Source organism: Pseudomonas sp. HMSC067G02 (genome assembly GCF_001813485.1).
In the GTDB taxonomy this organism is placed as follows: domain Bacteria; phylum Pseudomonadota; class Gammaproteobacteria; order Pseudomonadales; family Pseudomonadaceae; genus Pseudomonas; species Pseudomonas aeruginosa.
The window spans coordinates 148,042-170,727 of record NZ_KV812720.1 but is presented as its reverse complement, the minus strand read 5'-3'; the positions used below and the strand labels follow the sequence as shown (position 1 = coordinate 170,727).

Sequence of the window (22,686 nt, the reverse complement as noted above, 5' to 3'; positions counted from 1 at the left end):
CCTGCGCCGAAGCGCGCGGACGGAGATCACTGGGAATGGATACTGACGAAAAACGCCGGAGCTGATCCGGCGCGAAGCGCCCATGGTAAAGCATCCGCGGCGAGCTGACGAGCGGTCAGTTCGCCCGACCTCGCTTCAGGACGTTTCCACGTCCGGCGCAACGCCATCGACGCGCGCCAGGAACTCCAGTACCGACCGGTTGAAAGCCGCCGGACGGGTGGCATTGAGGCCATGGGACGCGCCCTGGATGCGTTGCAGCTCGGCGCGCGGCAGGGCCGCCGCCAGCGCCTCGGCGGTGGCCGGGAATGGCAGCGGGCTGCGTTCGCCATTGAGGATCAGGCTCGGCAGGTCGATCGAGCGCAGTTCCGACAGCGCCAGCGCCGGCGGCTGGTCGGCCACCTGCCCGACCAGGGTCATGGCGTTGTCCAGGGTCATTCGGCGGAACGTCGCCGACGAGCGTTTCCATACCCCGGCGCCGCTCACCGTATCGACGAACAGTTCCAGTCCCCGTTCCGCCTCGCCGCCACGGATCAATTCGAGCGCCTGGCGCCGGAACTGGTTGCGTTCCAATGGCTCCTCGGGCGCAGGCAGGCCGGCGTGAGCGTAGACCTCGGCGGCATAGTCACCGCCGGGATCGGCCAGGCTCAGCGAACGCAGGGCGTCCGGAGCGGCCAGCGCCAGGCGCAACGCCAGGTTGCCGCCACGGGAATGGCCGAGCAGGTGTACCGGCTCGCCGAGCCGCTCGACCAGCGCCAGCAGGTCGGCGACGTGGCGGGCGCTGGTGAAGTCCGCACCCTGCCCGTCCCAGCGCTCGGGGTAGTAGTGACGCAGGCTCGGCACGATCAGCCGGTGGCGCTCGCCGAGGCTGCGCAACTGCCATTGCCAGTAGCGGTAGTCGCAGAGCGAACCGTGGACCAGTAGCACCGGCGTGCCCTCGCCCAGGTCCTGATAGACCAGTTGATACCCATCCACCTCGAACGAGGCGAGTTCGCCACTCATGCACGCAACCCTTTCGGTTTCTTTTTCGACTCAGCGCGACGAACGGTGATCGGGCCCGCAGCCCGATGCACGGCATCGCCTGGAAAAGATGGATGTTAGCGGCCTGAGGTCACGCCCCGTAATGACAAATAGGTCTAGGGCCGTCTCGCCCGCTGGGCTAGGCTGGAAGTTCCCCTGCGGAGGTGACGCCGATGAATACGCCGATCTTCTACGAGCTATTCCGCAACCACCCGCTGCATGCCCCGTCCGCCCGGACCCTGGCGAGCATGCTGGCCCTCGGCCTGGCACTGGCCGGGGTATGGGCCCTGCTGCTGGGCTGGGGCATCGGCCTGGGCATCGACAACTTCGCCATGTACTTCGGCTGGACCGCCCTGCTCATGACCATCCTCCTGGTCGCGCTGTTCCTCGGCGCCACGCTGTTGCGCATGGAGGCCATCTGGCTGGCTTTCCTGCTCGCCCTGCCCCTGCTGACCAGCCTCACCGGCTGCCTGGCTCTGGTCGGCGCCGGCCCCGAGTGACCGCGTTTCAGACCATGGTCGAAGACCGATTGCAGTAATTCCCCTTCCCGCAGGGTCTATCCTTGGGTAAGAGGAGGACGAACCATGACTCCCGAATCCTTCGTCACATTGCTGATCGTCGCCTGGCTGGGCCTCGCCGGCGTCACCCTGTGGGCCTTCCTGCGCGTGCCGCGTCGGCGCGCGCGCCTGCAACGCAAGGCACGGCAAGCCGAAAACCGGCATCCCGCGCGACCGCCACAGCCTCTTCCACAACGCAGCTGAAGCCGCCACGCCGACCGGTCACGGCAGGAAGGCGTGCTGGGAAACCCCCAGCAACAGATAGGCCGCCAGCACGGTGAACGCGAGAAAACCCACGACGTAACGCAGCATCCCGACTCCTGTCAGTCATTTCATCCCTGATGCTGACCCGAACGACCTTGCATCGTTCTGCGCCAGCCTGCCGAAGCGCCGAACGGGCAGGCCAGCCCTGGCCTTCCCTTCCGACACGAGCGGGGCCGGTCGATCCTCGCCCAGCCCCTCGAAGCTTCACTCTAGCACTCTCGCCCGCCCTGCCGGAGGCCTCCGCCAGGATTCCGGACGAACCGTTCAGCCCGCCATGTAGCTCGGCAGGCCGCGCTCCTGCAAACGACGCAGGGTACCGACCACATCCACCGGCAGGCTCCCTGCCTCCAGGGCCAGGTCGCGGCGCACGGCGTTGATGAACCAGTACATGCGCTTCTCGTCGGCCAACTGGGCGGCGGACACCACGCGACGGGTCACGATCTCTTCGCCGTTGCGCAGGGTCAGCAGGGCGCCGCCGTCCGGACGCATCTGGGTGGATACGGCAAAGGTGGCCTGGAAGGCATCGAACAGCATCTTGATGGACTTTTCCATGATCGTTTATCCCCTCTTGCATGAAAACCGACCGCGAACTTCAGCGCAGCCGCAACACGGGGAAAGGTGGCAGCTTTCATGCCAGCCACATGGAAAATTAAAACCATTTAAAATCAATAGCTTGTGAAAATACTCAGCGAAGCGGTCCGTGCAAACTGCAAGATCATGCGAAATGCACCATGCGATTTGCCAGCAGGCTCAGTCGGAAAACAGCGGCCGGCCCCGCGCATCGAAGCCGCGCACCCGGTACAGCGCCGCTTCCGCCAGCGACAGCGCGGCCGCCGGACTCTCGCACGGCGGCTGGCCCGGCAGCACCAGCCATTCGGTGCGTCCGTCGTCGATGCTGGTTATCTCGATCTCGGCCAGATAGCCGCTGTCCTCGCGCAACCAGGTGGCGCGCAGTTCGAACTCGCCAAAACGCCTGCCGGACACCCGCCAGCCTCCCTTCGGAAAAGTCGTCGCAGTGTAACCAGGCCGGGCGTCGATCAGCCAGCCAGGTCGGCCAGCGCCTCGCGCTCCTCTTCGCGCAGGGTCAGGACCCGGCAACCCCGCTCGGTGACCAGCACGGTGTGCTCGTACTGGGCCGACAGGCGGCGGTCGCGGGTGGTCACGGTCCAGCCGTCCTTGTGCAGCTTCACCGCGTGGCCGCCCTGGTTGATCATCGGTTCGATGGTGAAGGTCATCCCGGCCTTCAGCCGCGCACCCGCGCCAGCGCGACCGAAGTGCAGGACCTGCGGCGCCTCGTGCATCTTGCGGCCGATGCCATGCCCGCAGTATTCGCGGACCACCGAATAACCGTTGGCTTCGGCGTGACTCTGGATGGCATGCCCGATATCGCCGAGGGTGGCGTCCGGGCGCACCACGCGGATCGCCCGGTACAGGCATTCGCGGGTGACGTCGAGCAGCTTCTGCGCCTGGCGGTCGATGGCGCCGACCCGGTACATCTTGCTGCTGTCGCCGAAATAGCCGTCCTTGATCACCGTGACGTCGACGTTGACGATATCGCCGTCGCGGAGGATCTGCTGCGCCGACGGCCAGCCATGACAGACCACCTCGTTGACCGAGGTGTTCACCGTGAACGGATAGCCGTACTGCCCCTTGCTGCCGGGAATCGCCGCGAGGGTGTCGACGATGTAGCGCTCGCAGAAGCGGTCGATCTCTGCCGTGCTGATGCCTGGCCGCACCACCTCGTCGAGGGCTTCGAGGACTTTCGCGGTGAGCGCGCCGGCCACGCTCATGCGCTGGATTTCCTCCGCGCTCTTGATCATCCCGAGATCCTCGCCGCGTCCTGCTCGCGGCGGTCGCTTTCGCGCGCTTCGTCCATCAATTGACGTAGCACCTGCGCATAGGTCAGGCCGGGATTGGCTTCGATCAGCATGCCGATGCGCATCCAGTGCTCGGCCTGGGCATTGATCGAGCGCGACATGGCCTTGCAGGCGATGCGCGCCTCTTCGTGCAATTGCTCGGAAATCTTCACCAGGCCCACACTACACCTCGACTACAAAACATATACGTAACGTATACTAACCATCTCATGGACGCGGCGCAAACGGGAAGGTCCGCCCCTCGCCTGGCCATGGACTGGCCACGATTGGCATCTCCTGCAAAATCAGTAACATGCGGATTTTTTTGGAAGTTGCCGCATGCTTTCCCGTTTGTTTGTAGGCCTTTTCGCCCTCCTCCTCGCCAGCGCCGGCCAGGCCAACGCCCCGCGCACGTTCTCCGAAGCGAAGAAAATCGGCTGGAAGCTCTACGCCCGGCAATCCGTGGAGTTCTACTGCGGCTGTCGCTACTCGGGAAATCGTGTCGACCTCGCCAGTTGCGGCTACAAGCCGAGGAAGAACGCCAACCGCGCGCGGCGCATCGAGTGGGAACACATCGTTCCGGCCTGGGTGATCGGTCACCAGCGACGCTGCTGGCAGAACGGCGGGCGGAGCAACTGCGCGAGGCACGACAGCACCTACCAGCGCGCCGAGGCCGACCTGCACAACCTGGTGCCGAGCATCGGCGAGGTCAACGGCGACCGCAGCAACTTCGGCTTCGGCTGGCTGCCGCAGAAACCCCAGCAATACGGCGCCTGCCCGATGGTGGTGGACTTCAAGGCGCGCAAGGCGATGCCACGCCCGCAGATTCGCGGGATGATCGCCCGCACCTACTTCTACATGAGCGACCGCTACGGTCTGCGCCTGTCGAAGCAGGATCGCCAGCTCTACAACGCCTGGCACAAGCAGTACCCGCCACAGACCTGGGAGCGCCAGCGCAACCACATGGTCGGCTGCGTGATGGGCTGGGGCAATCCCTATGTCGGCCCGGTGGACCTGGCAACCTGCAGCAACCTATCCTCGCGTCGACGCTGACCTCCGCCGGAGTAGCCCATGATCTTCCGCACCCTCGCCCTGTTGCCGCTCTGCGCCGCCCTGGCGTTCGCCGCCGACGCCGGGGAGCGCCGCTTCGACTGCACGGTGGTGGCGATACACGACGACGCCAGCCTGGGCTGCCGCCTGCCCGGCGCGAACAAGGCACTGCGCATCCAGCTCAACGCCGTCGAGCTACCGGCCGCCGAGCCCTGGCGTCGGCGCGCCCGGGAGGCCCTGGAAGACATGCTGCTCGGCAAATCGGCGACCATCCGCGAGCAAGGCCGCGACGCGCGCTTCCGCATCCTCGGCGCGGCCTGGGTCACCCCGGCCGACTGCCCCACCTGCGGACATACCCTGGATGCCGGGCTGGCCCTGCTGACCATTGGCCTGGCCAGTTGGCGCGACGCGCCGGACAGCGGCCAGACGGCCGAGGCGCGCGGCCAGTACCGGTTCGCCGAGGAAGAAGCGCGGGCGCGCAAGGCTGGCCAGTGGGGACCGCGCGACGCCGCTCCTAGAGATGGATCTCCGCGAACTTGATGCCCAGCCCGCGCAGCTCCTTGACCGCGTCGTCGAGCCGTCGGAACGACATCACCTCGTCGCTCTCGTCGACCAGGAAATAGCTGCGCCCGCCGTCCTTCTTGAAGAACACGATCCATTCCCTGGCCAGGGTGGGATTGGCGATGATGTGGGTCGCCGAGATCTTCCCTGCCGCCTGCCTGTCCCGAACCTTCTCGCGCTTCATTGCCTTCCCGTCAGCTGTGTGGAAAGGCGGAATTATCGCATCATCGGTTCCCGCGACGAAAAAACTCAGCGTGCCGCCATCGCCATTTCCATGCCCGGCACGGCCAGTTCCCGGCGGATGCTGCGGATCAGCCATTCGGTCTCCGGCGGCGCGCTGAGCTGCGGCGAGGGTATGGTGCGAGCCACGTAGCGGCCGTCGGCGGCCTGCAACTGCAACAACAGCGCGCCGTCGTGGCGGCTCTTGCTGGACAACTGGAACTCGGGAAAGGCAGCGGCGATTTTCTTCAGGTCGACAGACATGGTGCGCTCCATTTCTGAGAAGTTGGACGGAGGCCCGCCGCGCGGCGGGCAGGCGCAGTCTGGCTAACGGATGCGACCGAATGATGACGCCGGCGACGAACCAATTCGCCCGCCGTGGCGTCCCAGAAAGGACGCGACGAATTTCACCCAACGGAAAATGCCTGGCGGCAAGCGGCCATCGGTGGTCGATCGTCATCGGCACGCACACAGCAAGGAGATGGAATGTTCCGTACGGCTTATCGGGAAATAGGCCTGTTCGGCCTGGTCAAGCGCACCGTGAACGAGTTCCTTGAGGACGACATGCCGACCTACGCCTCGGCCCTCGCCTACCAGATGCTGTTCTCGCTGTTTCCGTTCCTGCTGGTGCTGATCACCCTCGTAGGCTACCTGCACCTGCCGGAGTTCTTCGCCTGGCTGCGCGAGCAGGCGGCGTTGCTGCTGCCGCCCGAGGCGATGGATCAGGTCAACCCGGTGATCGACCAGTTGCAGCAGCAGAAAGGCGGCCTGCTGTCGATCGGTATCGCGGTGGCGCTGTGGACCTCCTCGGCGGGCATCCGCTCGATGATGATCGCGCTCAACGCCGCCTACGACGTGAAGGAGAGCCGCCCGGTATGGAAGCGCTTCTCCCTGTCGATCCTCTACACCCTCGGCATCGCCCTGTTGTTGCTGGTGGCGGCCGGCCTGATGGTCACCGGGCCGCAGGTGATCGCCTGGATCGCCGGCCTGGTCGGTCTGGAACAGTACCTGGTGACGCTCTGGACCTGGCTGCGCTGGCCTCTTGCGGTGTTCCTGCTGATGCTCGCGGTGGCGCTGTTCTACTACCTGGTGCCGGATGTCGAGCAGCGTTTCCGCTTCATCACTCCAGGCTCGGTGCTCTCGGTGATCGCCTGGATCGCCGCGTCCCTCGCCTATGGCTTCTACGTGAAGAACTTCGCCAACTACAACGCCATGTACGGCAGCATCGGGGCGATCATCATCCTCCTGCTGTACTTCTACCTGTCGGCGGCAGTGGTGCTGTTCGGCGCCGAGCTGAACGCGGTGATCGAACACCATTCGGAAGACGGCAAGGACCCTGGCGAGCGCGAACTTCCGGACAACGACGACCCCGAACTCAAGGCTTGAGCAGGGCGTCGGCCTCGCTGACGCTGGCCTTGCCGGTGGCGCGCCGGTACAGACACAGCTCGCGGCCCTGGCGGCCCTGCATGTGCGGCTGCGGATAGCGGCCCTGCAGGAGCAGCGCCGAATAGCCCACCTCATCGTCGAAGGGCAGTACCTGCCCCACCGCGCGCACCTGGCGCAAGCCGCTGGCTTTCAGGCAGGCGGCACGCACCATGGCGTCGTGCGCCTGCCACGCCTCGGCCGTGGAAGCCCAGGCCGGCGCCGAACCGAGCAGCAGGCAGACCAGCGATCCCGCAACCACCCTCGACATTGCGCACCTCGCATCGCCGGAAACAGGCAAAAGAGAAGCCCCCGGGACCACAGCGGCAACTAAAGGCCCCGGGGGCGATGAGGCGGCAGTTACACCTCGCAGCAATGGACATTGCCCCGCGAAAAATAGTTCTACGCTCGCCGACGAAGCGCTCAGCCGGCCCAGCCCAGCACCAGCGCAGCCAGGGCCAGGTAGCGGAGCGTCTTGGCCAGGCCGACGATCAGCAGGAAACTCCAGCAGGGCTCACGCATGATGCCGGCCACCAGCGTCAGCGGATCGCCGATGACCGGCACCCAACTGAGCAGCAGGGTCCAGCGGCCGTAGCGGCGATAGTGTCGCTGCGCCCTGAGCAACTGCACCTCGCCCACGGGAAACCAGCGGCGACCGCGGAAATGCTCGAGGTAGCGACCCAGCCACCAGTTGACCCAGGAACCCAGCACATTGCCGACGATGGCCAGCGCCAGCAGCCACGCGACCGACTGGCCGCCGCGCAGCAGCAAGGCGGCCAGCACGGTTTCCGACTGCAACGGCAGCAGGGTCGCCGAACCGAACGCCGAGAGGAACAGCCCGGCGTACGCGGCCCAGTCAGTCAACACCCGAACGCTCCCAGCGCCATTCGCATCCCCACTCCAATCCGGAAAAAACTGACCTGGGACAGCCGTCCCGAGGCCGGCGAAGCATACCCTGGCAGGCAAGGGCATTTCCCCGGTTATCCGAAAAGGAGGCAGGCCATGTTCATTCCCGGCCATCTGCATCTCGCCTCGGCCAGCGAAGTCGACCGCCAGGCATTCGATATCCACCTGCGCTACCGGGTCCTGGAGGCCGAGGCCCGCCCGGTGGCCGTACACTTCGACATGGAGGGCCGGATCGACGGCCAGCCTTTCAGCGAAAGCTTCGAACTGCCGCGCGACGCCGCCGTGCATTTCGCCAGCCGTGCCAGTCGCCTGGCCCGGCGCCACGGCCTGCGCTTGCGGCAGGGACCGATCGTGCGCCAGCGCCGCGAGTACGACGCTATGTTCGACGACCTGCGCCGACGCCTGAAACTCAAGAGCGGCGAAGCGATCGACCTCGACCGCTACCTGCGCGGCGAGGCCGGGGCATCCTGAAACGGCTCTCCCGCATGCTACGGAAGCCCCCGACGCAGGCCATGCCGTGCAACTTTCAGCGAAGCGGGCGACTCCATACCTAGGTAACCATCCTCGTCAAGGAGACCGACATGACTCTGAAAACCCGCTCCGCTCGCGCCAAGCAGGCTATCCAGGACCAGGCCATGGCCGAACTGCAGGACCTGATCGCCGAGGTGGACCAGTTGATGAGCGGCACCGGCAGCCTGGCCGGCAAGGAGGGCGCGAACCTGCGTGAACAGATCAATTCCGTGCTGCATCGTGGTCGCGACGCCATCGAGCGCACCCGCCGCGGCGTGGTGCAACGCAGCCAGGCGGCCGCCGAAGCGACCGAGGAATACGTCGAGGACCATCCCTGGCAGACCATCGCCGTATCGGCCGGCGCCGGCTTCCTCCTCGGCCTGCTGGTGGGCCGCCGCTAGGGCGTTTCCGCAGGCAACAGAAAGCCCGCGCTCGGCGGGCTTTTCGGCAAGGCAAGGGCCTTGGCTCAGGCGGAGATCGCCGCCTCCAGCGGCCAACTCAGTTCCCAGGTTCCCTTCAAGGCTTCCGCCTCGTCACGGCTGGTGAAGGGGCCGGCCCACATGGCGCCGTCCACCATCAGGATCCAACAGGCCAGCAATCCCTTGCTGCGCAGCGATTCGGGAACGGACGTCCCCACCAGCACGGCGACTTCGATTCTGGACATAGGCTGACTCCGGTTATCATTAGCTTGCTAATAATAAGCGCCCGCCCCTTCGCCATGAAGCACGCCGCGCACAACAGTCTTTTTCATCTGCGACAAAATTACCCACCCCCGGCTCCCACGGCGGCCCTGCCGTCCCGCCGGCTATAGTGGAAAAACAGCGAATCCAGGAGGAACCGTCATGGACACCAGCCCGCACACCTTTTCCAACCTGTTCCGCCAGTTGGGGCTCCCCGCTGGGCGGGACGACATCGTCGCCTTTCTCGCCCGGCACCACCTCGAGGAGGGCACGGCGCTGCCCGATGCGCCATTCTGGAACCCTGCCCAGGCCAGCTTCCTGCGCGAGGCCCTGGCCGAGGACTCCGACTGGGCCGAACAGGTCGATGAACTGGCCTTGCAACTGACCCGCTGAAAAAAACGCAAACTGATGCGCTGACGGCTCTATCGTGCGGAACTTGCTATGAGTTGGCGGGGAATTTCAAGTCACCGGCATCGATAGCCACTATCAGCCCAAAGCATTTTTCCCCAGCGGAGCGGCGTGAGATCGTAGCGGCGTCGGGAGAACCCCAAGTCCCCGACGCTCCTTTGAAGACCATCGCCCTCCCCCCGCAGATGGTCTTTTTTTTGCCCGCGATTCGGCCGTGCCCCGACCGGCTGGCCCAGGACATGGAACATTCCGTTACGTCCCCCACTGAACTTTTCACCCGTGCCTCGGTGTCTTACCCTGCTCGCGTTACCACGTAAGGAGAACCTCAAGGACATGAAAGCACTACTGATCGCCGCCGGCGTTGCCGCTCTTTCCAGCACCGCCATGGCCGCCAAACTGGATGAAAAGGTTCCCTACCCGAAGGCAGATGCCGGCTTCACCCGCCAGGTCATCCACCTGCCGAAACAGGACGCGGAAGACGCATTCAAGGTCGAGATCATCGCCGGCAAGACCCTCGAGGCCGACTGCAACCAGCAGCGCCTGGGCGGCGAGCTGGAAGAACACACCCTGGAAGGCTGGGGCTACTCCTACTACCGCCTGGACAAGGTCAGCGGGCCGATGAGCACGATGATGGCCTGCCCCGGCCAGAAGAAGGAGCAGCGCTTCATCCCGGTGGTCGGCGAAGGCTTCCTGCTGCGCTACAACAGCAAGCTGCCGATCGTGGTCTATGCGCCGAAGGACGTGGAGGTCCGCTATCGGATCTGGTCGGCGTCCGAAAAGGTCGAGAAAGCGGTCAGCGAATAAACGCCGCGCATGAAAAAGCCGCCCACGGGCGGCTTTTTTCGTTGCGCCGGCGTCAGCCCGGCACCAGGCCGATGTTCAGGCCGGAGTCCACGGTGATCCGGTAATGCGTGGTCTGCCCGTTCTGCACATGCACCACCTGCTTGGGCGCCTCGCCGCGGCAGATCCCATCGCCCTGCACGGATACCACCCGCAGCCCCGCCGGAAGACGGAAACGCGCGCTCTCGCCGGCCTGGATCTCGGCGGCCAGGCGGCTATCGATGATCAAGCGGGTATTGCAGACGCTGCCGAGGAACTCGCGGTCCCGGGAAACCACCAGGAAGGCGTCGCCGTCGTCACGGAACTGGTAGTTGTACAAACGCTCCTTCGGTACCTGGTCCGTCTCGTCGAGCGAGGGCGTCGATGTCGAACAACCCGCCAGCAAGACGGCCCCCAGTAGCATCCCCAAAATCCGCATAGTGACCCCAATCCGTTCATCGAAATGCCGCACCCCATCCTCGCCGGGGCAGACCTTCATGGCTTGCGGTCGTACTTCCTCCCTGAACCGGCACCACAGCGCACGTCCGTCTAAGGTAGGCGATTTGCCCCGGCCAAGGCGAGCGCGAATGGCGCTGAAGAAAAAAAATCCTCAGACGGAGGCCGCCTCGCCGGCCGGCAACGCGGAAGTCGGGAGGCCGAACAGGCGATCGAAGGCCCAGTTGAAGAGGAAGGTGTAGCACGGGATCAGGACGATCAGCGCCAGGTCCAGCCAGAACGCCTCCAGCAGGGAAATCCCCATCCACCAGGCGATCAGCGGGATCAGGTAGACCACCAGGGTCAGCTGGAAGCCGATGGCGTGCGCCACCCGCCGCGCAACGCTGCGTCCGCGCACGGCCTGGCGCCGCTCCCAGAACTCGAACAGGCAGTTGTAGATGAAGTTCCAGGTCACCGCGACGGTGGTGATCACCACCGCCAGGGGGCCGGTGGTAGTGGGCGTGGAACCGGCGAGCAGGGCCAGGCCCAGGGTCGAGATACTCATCCCGATCAATTCGTAGGCGGTCACGTAGACCAGTTTGCGCTTGATGCCTTGCACGTGGACCTCTCGGGCGTGATAGCGGAAAGGCGGGCAAGGTTGGATCAATTTTCTTGACAGAAAAAGTCAGCAGCTTTCAGATCTGCTGATAGGAGAATTGCCATGAACTTTTCCAGCGATACCATCGAGCTGTTCCTCGCCGTCCTCGACCGCGGCTCCTTTTCCGGCGCCGCCCGTGCCTTGGGTCGAGTGCCTTCGGCGGTGAGCATGGGCATCGCCAACCTGGAGGCGGAGCTGGGTTTCGCCCTTTTCGAGCGAACCCACCGCGAAGCCCGTCCTACGGCGCTGGCCAGGGCCCTGGCACCGCAAGCGCGGATGATCGCCGAGCAGCTCGCCCAGTTGCAGGTGCATGCGCTGGAACTCTCCCAGGGATTGGAAAGCCGCCTGTCGCTCGGCGTGGTTGCGGACATCGACAGCGGGCGATTGTTCGGTGCCCTCCGCACCCTTTCCGAGCGCTACCCGCTGCTCGATGTCGAGGTGCTCAGCGCGGCGCAGGACGATGCCCTCGCCCTGCTCCATGGCGGCCGCATCAGCCTGTGCTTCGGATTCGCCGGCATCAGCGTGAACCCGCAGGAGCGCTTCCAGTATGTCGGCGCGGAATCGCTGGTCGCGACCATCTCGCCGCGCCATCCCGCCCTGCAGAAGCCGGGGCATGCGCTGTACCTGGAAGAGCTGGTGAACGTGCGGCAGATCCTGGTCGCCAGTTGCGACCTGCCGTTGGCCGACACCCGTCCGCTGATTGCCGGCGCCTGCTGGCGCACCGACAGCCTGGGCACGGCGCTGGAAATGGTCGAGGCGGGGATCGGCTGGGGCAATTTCCCGTTGTCCCGGGTCGCGCCGCTGCTGGCAACGGGAAGGCTGGTACGCCTGGACTTCAGGAATACCAAGAACGAGCTGAAACTGCCTGTCCACGCTATCTGGCTGAAAAACCAGCCATTGCGCAAGGCCGCCCAGGAACTGGTTGGCATGCTGGCCACCCGTCCCGATTGAAGCGTTATGCAATGCACTTCACAGAAAAAACGAGACCCGTCACGCGAATCGCCGCACACGCCGGCTCCCCGGCCTCCAGTACTTGATCTCGATCAAGCGCAGCGCCGGCCATAGGCAGATGATCGTTCTGCGGCCATCCTCCGTTTGCGGCCGTAGAGCTCCGGACACTTCATGCTAGGGGGGCCGGAGCTCTTCCCTCTTCCTCGCGGCTCAGGAACAGGTCCTGGCCGCATCGATGAAGGCCCCGCGGGTGACCCAGGGCTGCTGGTCATGGATTCGCACCAGGCTGCCACCCCTCGCCGGCTGCACCTCCAGCCACTGACCGGCGTCCGCCAGGCGATAGCCGCGGCCTTCCTCCACCAGCGCCACGCCCGGCGCCTGGCGTTGCCACTTGGGCAAGACGCACATCGCGTAATCGTAGGGAGCCTTGCTGGTGCTGGCGGCCAGCGCCGGGGCGTTCGAAGCGGGAGGCGAGGCACAGGCGGACAGGGCCAGGGCGGCGAATACAGCGATAAGAATCTTCATGTCACGTCCCTCTTTGTCGATCCGTTCACGATTCGACGGTATCACCGCCCAAAGCGAGAACTGCAGCGACTTCGCGGCATGGTACTTATCGATAAGGTTGATATTGCAGGCGCATGACGAAGCGATCCGGCAACGCCCGATTCAGAGCCTATGGAAGGGGCTTTCCTTGCACTTTGGTTATTAGCAAATGACTCGAAGCTTTCTTGGATCGAACAATGTTCTGGTATTGTTGCGCCGCCAACGGGAGAAACAAGAAACCAGAACCGCCACGCACGGTAAATGGGACAAATGACTCCCGTGCACTTCGAACCTTGCGCTTCCTTCAATTTCAGCGCACATCAAGCCAACAACCAGGAACAATAAGATGTTGAAGAAAAGGATTTGCCTGCTGGCACTGGGCATCGCGACTGCAAGCCAGGCGATGGCCAATGACCAAGAAGCAGCAAAGGGGTTTGTAGAGGACAGCCACCTCGATCTGTTCTTCCGCAATGCATATATCAAACGCGACAAGAAGTACGGTACAGAGGACCAAGCAGAGTGGGGCCAGGCTGCAACCGCGACCTTCACTTCCGGCTTCACCCAAGGAACCATCGGGATAGGTGTGGACGTGTTCGGTATGTACGCTGTTCGCTTGGACGGCGGGAAGGGTCGTAGCGGCGCCGCCGGTATCGACTTCTTCAAGCAGGGCGACAGCGGCTCCGCGGCGGACGATCTGTCCAAGGGCGGCGCGGCGGTGAAGTTCCGCATCTCCAACACCGTGCTCAAGTACGGCGACCAGATGCCCAGCCTGCCGGTGCTCAGCTACGACAACTCGCGCCTGCTCCCGGAAAGCTACAGCGGCACCCTGATCACCTCCAAGGAGATCGAGGGCCTGGAGCTGAACGCCGGTCGCTTCACCGCGGAATCCCGCAAGAGCGCCGAAGGGCGCGACAGCGGCGGCCTGAAGAGCATCAACGTGTTCGGCGGCAAGTACGCCTTCACCGATCACTTCAACGCCTCGCTGTACGCTTCCGACGTCGAGGACGTACTGAAGAAGCAGTACATCAACCTGAACTACACCATCCCGCTGCAGGCCGACCAGTCGCTGAACTTCGACTTCAACGGCTATCGCACCAAGCTGGACAGCGACTTCGCCGACCAGAACTTCAACGGTAACCGCGACAACAAGATCTGGAGCCTGGCGGCGTCCTACACCATCGACGCCCACACCTTCATGATCGCCCACCAGCGCAACACCGGCGACACCGGCTACAACTACGGCTGGTACCAGAACGCCGGCGGCATCGGCGACGGCGGCACCACCATCTGGCTGGCCAACTCCTACTGGTCGGACTTCAACGCCGAGGACGAGCGTTCCTGGCAGGTTAGCTACGCCCTGGACTTCGCCAAGTACGGCGTGCCCGGCCTGACCTACCGCGTAGCCTACGTGCGCGGCGACAACATCAAGACCGCCGAGACCAGCAACGGCAAGGAGCGCGAGATCTTCAACCAGGTCCAGTACGTGGTGCAGAGCGGTCCGGCCAAGGACCTCACCCTGCGCCTGCGTAGCTCGTTTGCCCGCGTTTCTGCTGATGCCCGCGATAGCTACTTCAGTGGCGGCAACGAAATCCGTGCCTTCGTCGAGTACCCGTTCAGCGTGTTCTGATCGAACCCACGAGCGCGACGAGAACCCCGGGCCAGTCCCGGGGTTTTCTTTTTTGCGTTTCGTGCGCCAGTTCAACCTTATCGGGTAGAGCCGTACAGCTTCGGAAAGCCAGTGATAGCATTCGCTCTCGCTTGCCATTGCTTATCGATATCGACAATGCCGTTCCGGAAACACCTTCTGCTCCCCCTCCTCGGTCTTGCCCTGCTGCTCGGCGGATGCGGCCCTAGCGTCAGCTACTCCTACATTCCGCCGACCAGCGATGCCGGCCTGCACTGCGTGAGCCAGTGCAATGCCGAGAAGCGCCAGTGCAAGACCCTCGCCAAGCTGCAGCAGCGCCAGGACGAGGCGCTCTACCAGGCGCAGAGCACGGCCTACAACTACTGCATGCAGAACAGCGACAAGAAGAAGCGCAAGTCCTGCCCCTACCCGCAGCGCAACTTCGATTTCGGCGACGACTGCCAGGACGAGTACCGCAGTTGCTACCAGTCCTGCGGCGGCACCATCCGCCGCATCGTCCACCAGGACTGAGGCGCGACGTCCGGCAGGCATCCCGGACGTGCGGCAATACCGTCAGGCGAAGACGAAGTACTTGCGCACCGTCTCCACTACCTCCCAGGTACCACGCAGGCCCGGCTCGATGACGAACACGTCGCCCGCCCTCAGGTGCACCGGTTGCTCGCCTTTCGGGGTGATGATGCAGTAGCCGTCGAGGAAGTGGCAGAACTCCCAGCGTTCGTAGTTCACCTCCCACTTGCCCGGCGTGCAGATCCAGGTGCCCATCAGCTTGCTGCCGTCCGCCGAGGCGTATGCGTTGAGGTTGACGGTATGCGGATCGCCGTCGATCCGCTTCCACTTGGTGGCGTCCAGCACGGGTACGGGACAGGTATCGCGCAGTACGGTGATGAAATCTGACATGGTCGCTCCAGGAAGGCAGTGGATGAATGCCTCACCATAGGGCCACGCGCGGGGCGCCGGTTGTCTGGGTTCGACATCGGCCTAGCTGAAAGCGCTAGGCAGCCCGGGCGCTCAGCGACGCCTGCCATTCAGCGCTGCCAGCAGGTCGCAGACCATGATCAGCAGCAGCATGGGTACGGCGAACGGAAAGAACGCCAGCGCCGCGTATTCGTAGGCCTGGCCCGTCCACCACAGGCAAAGGCTGGCGACCGCCACGAGCAGGAAGCTGGCGGCGACGATGAACTTGCACAAGCGCGAGGCGAACCTGAGCGTATCGTCCACGACGAATCTCCTTCGGCGACTCCCCCGCAGTCTGCCGAAACCGCTCTGTCCCGGCGGTGACGCAAGAATGACGATTCGGACAGAATTGTTACGCCTGCCGCAAAACTTCATTCCACTTTGTTAGCTGGCTAATCAAATTCCCCCTTGATATCGTCTTTTTCGCCAGATCCCCAAGGCCTGGCAAATGTCCCTTGTACAGGCCATTACCAACCCTCCCCCCGCTTGGTAATGGCCTTTTTTTCCCTCCTGCCGTAGTCCATGGAGATCGCATGCCACGCATTGCCCTGGTCCTGGGTGTGCTGCTGGTCAGCGCCTGCGCACAGCCTGTCACGCCGGACTCGATAGTCGAGGAATCGTTTTCCCGCAGCGCCAGCGAACGCCAGCTGGAAGAGCTGAACCGCCAGGGCCTTCCCTACGAGCAGTACCGGATGCGCCGCCAGCGCATTCTCGGCCGCTGATCCCGGCGCCGCGCCTAGCGCTTCTTCGGCACCACCGCCCGCACCGCCTCGCAGACGACCAGCCCGACCATCAGCGGGATCAGCAGCGGCAGAATCGACATCGAGAGGTTTTCCGCTCCCGAGCTGAGGAGAAACGGAAACTGGCTGAGGAAGGCGACCATCGCCAGGCTGAGCAGGATCAGCAGGCCGTAGAGGCATGACGCCAATTTCAGAGCTTTTTCCATGACCGGGTAGAAAGTGAAGGATTCGGAAGAAAATCTACCCGCCCCGCTCCCCCGGTATGGCGAGAAGCAAGATTTTTTCAGATTCGGGTGCCCCGAAAAGACGCGAACCCGACCGACCGATCACCCCTCCATGCCCGTCGCGACAACCCGATCGGTCGGGTCCGGACTTGCAACATACCGCCGTGCCGATATCACGTCGCCTACCGGAACAAGGAGTTGTTCTTTTCGACGAACGTCCTCGCCTCCCGCTATCGCCCGCCCATCGCGACCCCGTATGCTCGCCGGACGATGCCTCATGCCAGCAACCCTCACCCACAAGGGAGCAACACGATGAGCAACCTGCCTGCGATCATCCTGGTCCACGGCTTCTGGGGCGGCGCCGCCCACTGGAGCAAGGTCATTCTCGAACTGAAACGCCTCGGCCACGACAACCTGCATGCCGTCGAACTACCGTTGACCTCGCTGGCGGACGATGCCGAGCGGACGCGCAAGATGATCGCGCAGCAACAGGGGCCGGTCCTGCTGGTCGGACACTCCTATGGCGGCGCGGTGATCACCGAGGCCGGCAACCAGCCGAATGTGGTCGGGCTGGTCTATATCGCCGCCTTCGCCCCCGACAGCGGCGAAAGTCCCGGTGGCATCACCCAGGAGCACTTGCCCCTGGCCGCAGCGAACCTGGCGCCGGACAGCGATGGCTATCTCTGGGTGAAGGCGGACAGGTTCCACGAAAGCTTCTGCCAGGATCTCGCTGCGGACGAAGGGCTGGTCATGGGCATCACCCAGAAGGCTCCGCTGGCCAGCACTTTTGGCGATGCCATCGGCAGCCCGGCCTGGAAGAGCAAGCCCTCCTGGTACCAGATTTCCAGCGCCGATCGCATGATTGCGCCGGAGAACCAGGAGCGGATGGCCGCGCGGATCGCACCGAGGAAGATCGTCACCCTCGATGCCAGCCACGCGTCACTGGCCTCGCGAGCGAAGGAAGTAGCGGCGCTGATCGACGAGGCCGCCGTGGCCACCGCCCACTAGCGCCGCGCAGGACGCGGCAGCAGGCCTGGCCTGCTGCCACGGCGGGCTCAGAGGCCGAGGGCGGACAGGTCGAGGCGGCCGTCGGCCATGGGCGGACACCAGAAGTAGCTGCCGCTGATCGGCCGGGTGAAACGGAACAGGCCATCGAGCACCCCGTCTTCCACGCCGATCATCCGTAGCCACTGGACCTCGAAGGCCTCGAACGAGCGGCCGAAGGCGGCGAACAACAGCCCCGCGCGGTGCTCGTCGGACCAGGGCGCGCCGCGCCGCAGGAGGAACGCGGCGGGCTCGAAGCTTTCCTGCTCGGTGCGCTTGACGTGGGCGTAGGCCGGCGCGTCTTCCAGTTCTTCATCGTCGGACTTGCGGCGGCCGATGATGTTGTCCATCTCCTCGCCGGGGATCGCCTGCATCCGGTCGAAGTCATGCAGCCACTGCTGGATAGCAACGAAACTGCCGCCATCCAGGCCCGCACCGCGCCCGGAGACCAGCGCGGCTTCGAGCGCCGCATCGCCCTTGGGATTCTCGGTGCCGTCCTTGTAGCCGGACAGGTCGCGGTCCTCGCCGTAGAGGAACGCATCCACCGCGCCGGTCCGCTGGAAGGCCGGCGCCAGCGACCGTTCCAGCGCGTGCGAGCGCAGCGTCACCTCGCCGCGATCCTCGCCGCGCAGCCAGCACCACAGCGCGGAGGGCGTGGACGGCAGGTCGATGCCGGGCGCGGCGAGCACCGGATAGTCCTTCATGCCCTCGACGGTCTTGCCGAGGCTGAGCATCAGCGAATGGCCGATACCCACCACCAGCTGGTAACCATCGGTGGCCGCGGCCAGGCTGGCCAAGGTCGCGGCCACCTGCTCGGGTTGGGAAATACTGAAAAACAGGTAGCGACCCACCACCGGAATCGGGGTGAGAATGCCTGGCTGAGCCGCGCTCATGTTGCCTCCATCTATCATCAGGCCGTGCGCCGCTCGTGGCGATGCACCTTCGATCTCGTTCTGGTTCGAGCAATGCTCGGTCTCGGAGCGCAGCGGCGGGCGACGCCAAGCGAAGCGGCTCCGAAATACCCGCGCATCCTAAACCGGTGCAACGCCAGAGACCACTCGAAGACGAGGGAAAAGCGCGAAGCCGGACCTGCGTCGCTCAGAACTCCATCGGCATGAGACCGACCACCAGGCCGGCGACGGCAAGGGCGAACACCAGCAGGGCCTTGGCGAGTTCGAGATGATGGGCGTTCATGGGCTTACCTGTCGGAGGGAAAGCCTGACGCTAGACGCCGAACATTGCAGTTGTGCAATCAGTCCCGGTCCGCTTGCGGCGAAACCGCTCCGCTCGCCGAAAGCAGGACCAGCGCATGCTCCAGCGCCGCATCCAGGACCTTGTCACGCGCCACCTCGCTCGCCTGGGCACGCGCGAGAAGCACCGCGCCGACCGACAGGCAGGTGAGCACCCAGGCCCGGTTCTCGTCGCCCATCAGTTCGGCCAGCCGCCGTTGCCGCTGTTCCAGGGCGCGTTCGAAGGTTTCCCGCACCTCGGGCCCTGCCCGGCCCACCTCGGCGGCCAGCGCCGGGATCGGGCAGCCCATGTCGGCATGCTGCGCATGACCGCGACTGAGGTAGAGACGGGTGGCGCCGGCCAGTTGCTCCAGGCTGTCCAGCGGAAAGGCATCGTGCTGGGCGCTCAGCTCGCGCTGCAGGATCGCTTCGAGCAACTCCGCCTTGCTGGAGAATTGCGAGTAGAACGCCCCGGTGGTAAGACCAGCCGCCTTCATCAAGGTGTCCAGGCCGGTGCTGGCGAAGCCCTGGCGCTTCACCAGCGGAGCGGCCTTGCTCAACAGCAGGGCGCGGGTGGCCTGTTTCTGTTCCGGTTTGTAGCGCATGCAGACTATCCGTTGGTTGGGGAGACGATGGCGCGACATTGGATAATGATCGTTATATAACAATCGTTATCCAATGAGGAAGCCGCAATGACTCTAGCACCGCGACACCTGCGCATAGAACAACGAGGACGCGTCCTGCAGGTCCTGCTCGACAATCCCCCGGCGAACTTCCTCACCACGGCGGTGATGCAGGAACTGGCCGACCTGCTGGACGACCTGGAGCAGCGCCAGGACATCGGTGCCGTCATCCTTTCCGGAGCGGCGGATGGGGTCTTCCTGACCCACTTCGACGTCGACGAGATCGAGCGCGCCGTCGCCCCCATCACCTTCTCCATGCCGGCCTGGCTGACACGCCTGCTGCTGGAAAGCGAAAGCCTCCTGCGCCACCTGCCTGGAGCGAGGAAGCTGCTGCGGCGCACCCTGCTGGCCGGCGTCGCCGACATGAACCTGTTCCATGAGGTCACCGCGCACATGCGCCGCATGGACAAGGTGTTCATCGCCGCGATCAACGGCCTGGCCCTGGGCGGCGGCTGCGAGCTGGCGCTGGCCTGCGACCTGCGCCTGATGGCCGAGGACGACCAGGTGGAACGCTTCCTCGGCCAACCGGAAGTACTCATCGGCCTGATACCGGGAGGCGGCGGCACCCAGATGCTGGCGCGCAGCCTGGGCGTAGCCAGGGCCCTGGAGCTGTGCCTGGAAGGGCAACTGCTGGAGCCGCGCCAGGCCCTTGCGCTGGGCCTGGTCAACGGGCTGGCGCCAGCGGAGGAGCTACTGGAAGCCGCCGACGCGCTGGCGCAACGCCTGTCCCGGCGCTCGCCGCAGGCGGTGCACCTGATCAAGCGTTCGATCTACCAGGCGGCTTCCCGCGACTGGACGGAGGGCATGGCCAGCGAAAAGGCCGGCTTCCTCTCCGCCGCCTCCCAGGGCAATACCCGCCGCGCCATGCGCGAATACATCGAACGGGTGCGCACCATCACCCGGGAAGAGCGTCCTTTCCGCCGTGCGGATTTCGACGACCTGACCGAAGGCAACGCCATCGACATGGCCTACAGGTGATCTGCATGACTGCCTCCTCTTCCCCGGTTTCCGCCACGCCCTGGCTGACCCTGAGCATTCGCCTGATGGCCGGCGGCTTCCTGCTGTTCTTCGGCCTGGCCCTGGCCACGCTGCTCCTGCGGCTCGACCAGTCGCTGCTCGACTCCGACGCCGGGCGCCTGCTGCTCCGCCTGGTTCGCTGGGGCGACCAGCAAGGCGGCGGACAGCACTATGAGCTGATGATCTCGACGATCTACCTGGTCTGGGGCGCATTCCTCTGGCGCGCCGCCAGCCAGCCCTTCCGCCACCGGCTGTTCATCGACTTCACCGTGGCGGCCAATGCCGCGCACTTCGGCCTGATGTTCCTGCAGGGACTGTTGATGCCTGGCGAACACATCCACCTGGCCGGCGATGTCCTGCTGGGCTGGGCCTCGCTGCTGCCGCTGATGCTGTTCTGGATACCGCAACGCAAGCGGGCAGCCCCTTCGCTCGCCGTCGAGCGGAGATGACGACGGTGCAACGGCCTCAAAGGGGCCTAGCAGTTCGAACAGGCTCCTCTTGATGCCGTTGCGGACTGGCCTATGCTCACGGTGTGTGCGAACCCCAAGGGTATTTCCCGACCAGCTCCCCCGCGGTCGGGATTTTTTTTGCCTGTCGCTCAGCGCACCGGATCGAAGGGCGAATAGCCCCGCCGGCGCAGGCTCGCCAGGGGCGCGAACAGCGGCTCCGGCAGATCGGCCCAATCGAACCAGGCCCAGCCGTCGCACTTGCCCGGCTCCATGAGGCGCGCCTCGGCATCCTCCGCGCAACCGGCCAGGATGAACGCGGTGAGGTAGTGGCGCCCCTCGAAGACGTCATTGCTGAACGGGCCGTGGCGCAGTTCGCTCAGCGCCAGGCCGGTCTCTTCCAGGGCTTCGCGCAGGGCGCAGTCCTCCACCGCCTCGCCGAACTCGAGATGGCCGCCGGGCGCCGACCAGCAGCCAGCGCCGTGGCTGCCCTTGCGGCGCCCCAGCAACACCTTGCCGTCCCGCAAGATCAGGACGCCCACGCCTACCTGCGGTGCCGGCATCGTCGCACTCCTGCTTCGGGATCAGAGATGGAGCGTACCGCTCATGTACAACGCCGCCTTGCCGGAGATGACCACCCGCTCGCCGCGCACGTCGCATTCCAGGCGCCCCTTGCGCGCCCCGCCCTGCTCGGCGCTCAGCCGGGTCTTGCCCAGGCGCTGCGCCCAGTACGGCGCCAGGGAGGTATGCGCGGAACCGGTCACCGGGTCTTCGTTGACGCCGACGTTGGGCCCGAACCAGCGCGAGACGAAATCGAAGCGCTGGCTGCGCGCGGTCACCGCCACCCCGCGGCACGGCAAGCCCTTCAGCCGGGCGAAGTCAGGCGCCAGGGCAGCGATCGTCTTTTCGTCGTCGACCACCACGAGGTAATCGTCGGTCTTCAGCACTTCCGCCTCGACAATGCCCAGCGCCTCCAGCAGTCCGTCCGGTGTCGCGCAAGGTTCCGGACGCTTGGCCGGGAAGTCCATCGCCAGCGAGTCGCCCTCGCGCCGCACGCTCAGCTCGCCGCTGCGAGTGGCGAAACGCAGTACCGGGGAAGCGTCGTCGAGCTTGTGGATCAGCACCCAGGCCGTCGCCAGGGTCGCGTGGCCGCACAGGTCCACCTCGACCTGCGGCGTGAACCAGCGCAATCGATAGTCGCCGTCGCGGCCGACGACAAAGGCGGTTTCCGAAAGATTGTTCTCTTCCGCGATGGCCTGCAGGCGCTCGTCGTCCAGCCAGGCATCGAGGGGGCAGACCGCCGCCGGATTGCCCTGGAAGGGACTGTCGGCGAATGCGTCGACCTGGAAGATCGTCAGTTCCATGTTCCGGACTCCTGTGTCGATGGGCTGCGCACCTTAGCAGCCGGACCGAGACCAGGACAATGCCGCGCCCCGCGCAGGCGCCTCGCTCAGATCTGACGGATATCCAGCAGCGCCCAGACCTGGTAACCCTGGCGCTTGGCTTCCTTCTCCGCTTCCAGTTGCGCGGTGACCTTGCTGATGGAGCGCGAGCGATGTTCGAAACGCAGCGGCAATCCCGCCCCGTCCTTGCGCACGCTCAGTTCGACGATGGTGTAGCGGACCGGCTGGCTAGCCTCGGTCCGGGCCTTTTTCGGTCGTGTTTCGGCAAGGCCCAGCGCCTTGCGCATCTGTTCTTCAGAGTAGATTTCCTGCACGCATTCACCCAGATTGAATAAAACCCGCAAATCCTATTGGTTCGCGACCCCACTTGCCAGGATAGTCGGCGAAGCGGGTCACACATCGACGCGAAAATCGCGCCTACCAGATCCGGCAGCTTCATCGAAAC

At 64.9% G+C, this 22,686-nt stretch carries 37 protein-coding genes; 16 read left to right on the top strand and 21 right to left on the bottom strand.

Going from position 1 to position 22,686, the window contains the following annotated elements; genetic code table 11:
• Positions 1-135 precede the first annotated feature (135 nt).
• On the bottom strand, positions 136-999 hold the full coding sequence (locus HMPREF2914_RS26555; protein WP_003114410.1) for an alpha/beta fold hydrolase: 864 nt from the start codon (positions 997-999) through the stop codon (positions 136-138).
• Positions 1,000-1,190: 191 nt separating this feature from the next.
• Here HMPREF2914_RS26555 and HMPREF2914_RS26550 point away from each other — a divergent pair, with 191 nt between their 5' ends.
• The gene (locus tag HMPREF2914_RS26550; protein WP_003090681.1) at positions 1,191-1,517 is read left to right on the top strand and encodes a hypothetical protein; all 327 of its coding nucleotides are present in this window, start codon (positions 1,191-1,193) and stop codon (positions 1,515-1,517) included.
• A gap of 84 nt (positions 1,518-1,601) precedes the next feature.
• Positions 1,602-1,778, top strand: a complete 177-nt coding sequence (locus tag HMPREF2914_RS26545) for a hypothetical protein (protein ID WP_003099098.1) — start codon at positions 1,602-1,604, stop codon at positions 1,776-1,778.
• A 324-nt stretch (positions 1,779-2,102) separates the two neighbouring features.
• Here the strand turns inward: HMPREF2914_RS26545 and HMPREF2914_RS26540 are convergent, their stop codons facing one another.
• From HMPREF2914_RS26540 to HMPREF2914_RS26525, 4 genes are all read right to left on the bottom strand, one after another.
• Positions 2,103-2,390: a DUF3509 domain-containing protein gene (locus tag HMPREF2914_RS26540; RefSeq protein WP_003090684.1), complete on the bottom strand. Its 288-nt coding sequence runs from the start codon at positions 2,388-2,390 to the stop codon at positions 2,103-2,105.
• Positions 2,391-2,588: 198 nt separating this feature from the next.
• Entirely contained in the window at positions 2,589-2,822 is a 234-nt protein-coding gene (locus HMPREF2914_RS26535) for a hypothetical protein (RefSeq protein WP_003090686.1), read from the bottom strand.
• A gap of 53 nt (positions 2,823-2,875) precedes the next feature.
• On the bottom strand, positions 2,876-3,658 hold the full coding sequence (map, locus tag HMPREF2914_RS26530) for a type I methionyl aminopeptidase (protein WP_003090687.1): 783 nt from the start codon (positions 3,656-3,658) through the stop codon (positions 2,876-2,878).
• The gene (locus HMPREF2914_RS26525; RefSeq protein WP_003090688.1) at positions 3,655-3,876 is read right to left on the bottom strand and encodes a ParD-like family protein; all 222 of its coding nucleotides are present in this window, start codon (positions 3,874-3,876) and stop codon (positions 3,655-3,657) included. The genes map and HMPREF2914_RS26525 overlap by 4 nt, the downstream gene beginning before the upstream one ends.
• 157 nt (positions 3,877-4,033) lie before the next feature.
• Between HMPREF2914_RS26525 and HMPREF2914_RS26520 the strand changes: the two genes are divergently transcribed.
• Together HMPREF2914_RS26520 and HMPREF2914_RS26515 are read left to right on the top strand one after the other, a co-directional pair.
• Positions 4,034-4,747 (top strand): endonuclease, encoded by a 714-nt coding sequence (locus HMPREF2914_RS26520; protein ID WP_003099106.1) that lies wholly within the window; start codon positions 4,034-4,036, stop codon positions 4,745-4,747.
• Positions 4,748-4,765: 18 nt separating this feature from the next.
• Positions 4,766-5,284: a thermonuclease family protein gene (locus HMPREF2914_RS26515; protein WP_016263379.1), complete on the top strand. Its 519-nt coding sequence runs from the start codon at positions 4,766-4,768 to the stop codon at positions 5,282-5,284.
• On the opposite strand, the gene HMPREF2914_RS26510 is transcribed toward HMPREF2914_RS26515, so the two are convergent.
• Together HMPREF2914_RS26510 and HMPREF2914_RS26505 are read right to left on the bottom strand one after the other, a co-directional pair.
• Entirely contained in the window at positions 5,259-5,489 is a 231-nt protein-coding gene (locus tag HMPREF2914_RS26510; RefSeq protein WP_003090795.1) for a hypothetical protein, read from the bottom strand. The genes HMPREF2914_RS26515 and HMPREF2914_RS26510 overlap by 26 nt on opposite strands.
• A 65-nt stretch (positions 5,490-5,554) precedes the next feature.
• Complete coding sequence (locus tag HMPREF2914_RS26505; RefSeq protein WP_003090796.1) at positions 5,555-5,788, bottom strand: DUF3509 domain-containing protein; 234 nt, start codon at positions 5,786-5,788, stop codon at positions 5,555-5,557.
• A 222-nt stretch (positions 5,789-6,010) separates the two neighbouring features.
• Here HMPREF2914_RS26505 and HMPREF2914_RS26500 point away from each other — a divergent pair, with 222 nt between their 5' ends.
• Complete coding sequence (locus tag HMPREF2914_RS26500; RefSeq protein WP_003090797.1) at positions 6,011-6,910, top strand: YihY/virulence factor BrkB family protein; 900 nt, start codon at positions 6,011-6,013, stop codon at positions 6,908-6,910.
• Here the strand turns inward: HMPREF2914_RS26500 and HMPREF2914_RS26495 are convergent.
• Both HMPREF2914_RS26495 and HMPREF2914_RS26490 read right to left on the bottom strand, forming a co-directional pair.
• Positions 6,900-7,217, bottom strand: coding sequence for a hypothetical protein (locus HMPREF2914_RS26495; RefSeq protein ID WP_003108875.1), 318 nt, complete (start codon positions 7,215-7,217; stop codon positions 6,900-6,902). The two genes, HMPREF2914_RS26500 and HMPREF2914_RS26495, sit on opposite strands and share 11 nt — an antisense overlap.
• A 152-nt stretch (positions 7,218-7,369) precedes the next feature.
• Complete coding sequence (locus tag HMPREF2914_RS26490) at positions 7,370-7,813, bottom strand: YqaA family protein (RefSeq protein ID WP_003099113.1); 444 nt, start codon at positions 7,811-7,813, stop codon at positions 7,370-7,372.
• Between the two features lie 135 nt (positions 7,814-7,948).
• Here HMPREF2914_RS26490 and HMPREF2914_RS26485 point away from each other — a divergent pair, with 135 nt between their 5' ends.
• Both HMPREF2914_RS26485 and HMPREF2914_RS26480 read left to right on the top strand, forming a co-directional pair.
• On the top strand, positions 7,949-8,323 hold the full coding sequence (locus HMPREF2914_RS26485; RefSeq protein WP_003090800.1) for a DUF5064 family protein: 375 nt from the start codon (positions 7,949-7,951) through the stop codon (positions 8,321-8,323).
• A 110-nt stretch (positions 8,324-8,433) separates the two neighbouring features.
• On the top strand, positions 8,434-8,763 hold the full coding sequence (locus HMPREF2914_RS26480; RefSeq protein ID WP_003090802.1) for an ElaB/YgaM/YqjD family protein: 330 nt from the start codon (positions 8,434-8,436) through the stop codon (positions 8,761-8,763).
• A 65-nt stretch (positions 8,764-8,828) separates the two neighbouring features.
• Here HMPREF2914_RS26480 and HMPREF2914_RS26475 read toward each other — a convergent pair whose 3' ends face one another.
• Positions 8,829-9,026, bottom strand: a complete 198-nt coding sequence (locus HMPREF2914_RS26475) for a hypothetical protein (RefSeq protein WP_003090804.1) — start codon at positions 9,024-9,026, stop codon at positions 8,829-8,831.
• A 178-nt stretch (positions 9,027-9,204) separates the two neighbouring features.
• Between HMPREF2914_RS26475 and HMPREF2914_RS26470 the strand changes: the two genes are divergently transcribed.
• Complete coding sequence (locus HMPREF2914_RS26470; protein WP_003090806.1) at positions 9,205-9,435, top strand: DUF2789 domain-containing protein; 231 nt, start codon at positions 9,205-9,207, stop codon at positions 9,433-9,435.
• A gap of 348 nt (positions 9,436-9,783) precedes the next feature.
• Entirely contained in the window at positions 9,784-10,254 is a 471-nt protein-coding gene (gene eco, locus HMPREF2914_RS26465; RefSeq protein WP_003090808.1) for a serine protease inhibitor ecotin, read from the top strand.
• Positions 10,255-10,306: 52 nt separating this feature from the next.
• On the opposite strand, the gene HMPREF2914_RS26460 is transcribed toward eco, so the two are convergent.
• Complete coding sequence (locus HMPREF2914_RS26460) at positions 10,307-10,693, bottom strand: hypothetical protein (RefSeq protein ID WP_003160516.1); 387 nt, start codon at positions 10,691-10,693, stop codon at positions 10,307-10,309.
• 186 nt (positions 10,694-10,879) lie between these two features.
• Complete coding sequence (locus tag HMPREF2914_RS26455) at positions 10,880-11,323, bottom strand: PACE efflux transporter (protein ID WP_019726448.1); 444 nt, start codon at positions 11,321-11,323, stop codon at positions 10,880-10,882.
• 102 nt (positions 11,324-11,425) lie between these two features.
• Here HMPREF2914_RS26455 and HMPREF2914_RS26450 point away from each other — a divergent pair, with 102 nt between their 5' ends.
• Positions 11,426-12,313 (top strand): LysR family transcriptional regulator, encoded by an 888-nt coding sequence (locus HMPREF2914_RS26450; RefSeq protein ID WP_023091631.1) that lies wholly within the window; start codon positions 11,426-11,428, stop codon positions 12,311-12,313.
• A gap of 210 nt (positions 12,314-12,523) precedes the next feature.
• Here the strand turns inward: HMPREF2914_RS26450 and HMPREF2914_RS26445 are convergent, their stop codons facing one another.
• Entirely contained in the window at positions 12,524-12,838 is a 315-nt protein-coding gene (locus HMPREF2914_RS26445) for a hypothetical protein (protein ID WP_003090814.1), read from the bottom strand.
• A gap of 364 nt (positions 12,839-13,202) precedes the next feature.
• Here HMPREF2914_RS26445 and HMPREF2914_RS26440 point away from each other — a divergent pair, with 364 nt between their 5' ends.
• A complete protein-coding gene (locus tag HMPREF2914_RS26440; protein ID WP_003090815.1) occupies positions 13,203-14,483 on the top strand; it encodes an OprD family porin in 1,281 nt (426 codons plus the stop codon).
• Positions 14,484-14,639: 156 nt separating this feature from the next.
• The gene (locus HMPREF2914_RS26435; protein ID WP_003160518.1) at positions 14,640-15,011 is read left to right on the top strand and encodes a hypothetical protein; all 372 of its coding nucleotides are present in this window, start codon (positions 14,640-14,642) and stop codon (positions 15,009-15,011) included.
• Between the two features lie 42 nt (positions 15,012-15,053).
• On the opposite strand, the gene HMPREF2914_RS26430 is transcribed toward HMPREF2914_RS26435, so the two are convergent.
• Together HMPREF2914_RS26430 and HMPREF2914_RS26425 are read right to left on the bottom strand one after the other, a co-directional pair.
• The gene (locus HMPREF2914_RS26430) at positions 15,054-15,398 is read right to left on the bottom strand and encodes a cupin domain-containing protein (RefSeq protein ID WP_023091630.1); all 345 of its coding nucleotides are present in this window, start codon (positions 15,396-15,398) and stop codon (positions 15,054-15,056) included.
• Between the two features lie 111 nt (positions 15,399-15,509).
• On the bottom strand, positions 15,510-15,719 hold the full coding sequence (locus HMPREF2914_RS26425) for a hypothetical protein (protein ID WP_003090820.1): 210 nt from the start codon (positions 15,717-15,719) through the stop codon (positions 15,510-15,512).
• Between the two features lie 269 nt (positions 15,720-15,988).
• Here HMPREF2914_RS26425 and HMPREF2914_RS26420 point away from each other — a divergent pair, with 269 nt between their 5' ends.
• A complete protein-coding gene (locus tag HMPREF2914_RS26420) occupies positions 15,989-16,177 on the top strand; it encodes a hypothetical protein (protein WP_009313943.1) in 189 nt (62 codons plus the stop codon).
• A 14-nt stretch (positions 16,178-16,191) separates the two neighbouring features.
• Here the strand turns inward: HMPREF2914_RS26420 and HMPREF2914_RS26415 are convergent, their stop codons facing one another.
• A complete protein-coding gene (locus HMPREF2914_RS26415) occupies positions 16,192-16,383 on the bottom strand; it encodes a hypothetical protein (RefSeq protein WP_003099127.1) in 192 nt (63 codons plus the stop codon).
• Positions 16,384-16,731: 348 nt separating this feature from the next.
• Between HMPREF2914_RS26415 and HMPREF2914_RS26410 the strand changes: the two genes are divergently transcribed.
• Complete coding sequence (locus HMPREF2914_RS26410) at positions 16,732-17,427, top strand: alpha/beta hydrolase (RefSeq protein ID WP_003090823.1); 696 nt, start codon at positions 16,732-16,734, stop codon at positions 17,425-17,427.
• A 47-nt stretch (positions 17,428-17,474) separates the two neighbouring features.
• Here HMPREF2914_RS26410 and HMPREF2914_RS26405 read toward each other — a convergent pair whose 3' ends face one another.
• Positions 17,475-18,374 carry a Dyp-type peroxidase gene (locus tag HMPREF2914_RS26405; RefSeq protein WP_073668266.1) on the bottom strand — a complete coding sequence of 300 codons (900 nt, stop codon included), beginning with the start codon at positions 18,372-18,374 and terminating at the stop codon, positions 17,475-17,477.
• 341 nt (positions 18,375-18,715) lie between these two features.
• Positions 18,716-19,297, bottom strand: coding sequence for a TetR/AcrR family transcriptional regulator (locus HMPREF2914_RS26400; RefSeq protein ID WP_017002104.1), 582 nt, complete (start codon positions 19,295-19,297; stop codon positions 18,716-18,718).
• 87 nt (positions 19,298-19,384) lie between these two features.
• On the opposite strand from HMPREF2914_RS26400, the gene HMPREF2914_RS26395 reads away from it, so the two are divergent.
• Together HMPREF2914_RS26395 and HMPREF2914_RS26390 are read left to right on the top strand one after the other, a co-directional pair.
• Positions 19,385-20,353 (top strand): enoyl-CoA hydratase/isomerase family protein, encoded by a 969-nt coding sequence (locus HMPREF2914_RS26395; protein ID WP_015502739.1) that lies wholly within the window; start codon positions 19,385-19,387, stop codon positions 20,351-20,353.
• Positions 20,354-20,358: 5 nt separating this feature from the next.
• On the top strand, positions 20,359-20,841 hold the full coding sequence (locus HMPREF2914_RS26390; protein ID WP_012613943.1) for a DUF6632 domain-containing protein: 483 nt from the start codon (positions 20,359-20,361) through the stop codon (positions 20,839-20,841).
• Between the two features lie 149 nt (positions 20,842-20,990).
• Here HMPREF2914_RS26390 and HMPREF2914_RS26385 read toward each other — a convergent pair whose 3' ends face one another.
• The 3 genes from HMPREF2914_RS26385 to HMPREF2914_RS26375 all read right to left on the bottom strand — a co-directional run bounded on the left by HMPREF2914_RS26385 (position 20,991) and on the right by HMPREF2914_RS26375 (position 22,528).
• Entirely contained in the window at positions 20,991-21,401 is a 411-nt protein-coding gene (locus HMPREF2914_RS26385; RefSeq protein ID WP_003138822.1) for a nucleotide triphosphate diphosphatase NUDT15, read from the bottom strand.
• Between the two features lie 21 nt (positions 21,402-21,422).
• Complete coding sequence (locus HMPREF2914_RS26380; RefSeq protein ID WP_003108892.1) at positions 21,423-22,202, bottom strand: PhzF family phenazine biosynthesis protein; 780 nt, start codon at positions 22,200-22,202, stop codon at positions 21,423-21,425.
• An 86-nt stretch (positions 22,203-22,288) separates the two neighbouring features.
• Positions 22,289-22,528 (bottom strand): hypothetical protein, encoded by a 240-nt coding sequence (locus tag HMPREF2914_RS26375; protein ID WP_003099145.1) that lies wholly within the window; start codon positions 22,526-22,528, stop codon positions 22,289-22,291.
• Between the last annotated feature and the right edge of the window lie 158 nt (positions 22,529-22,686).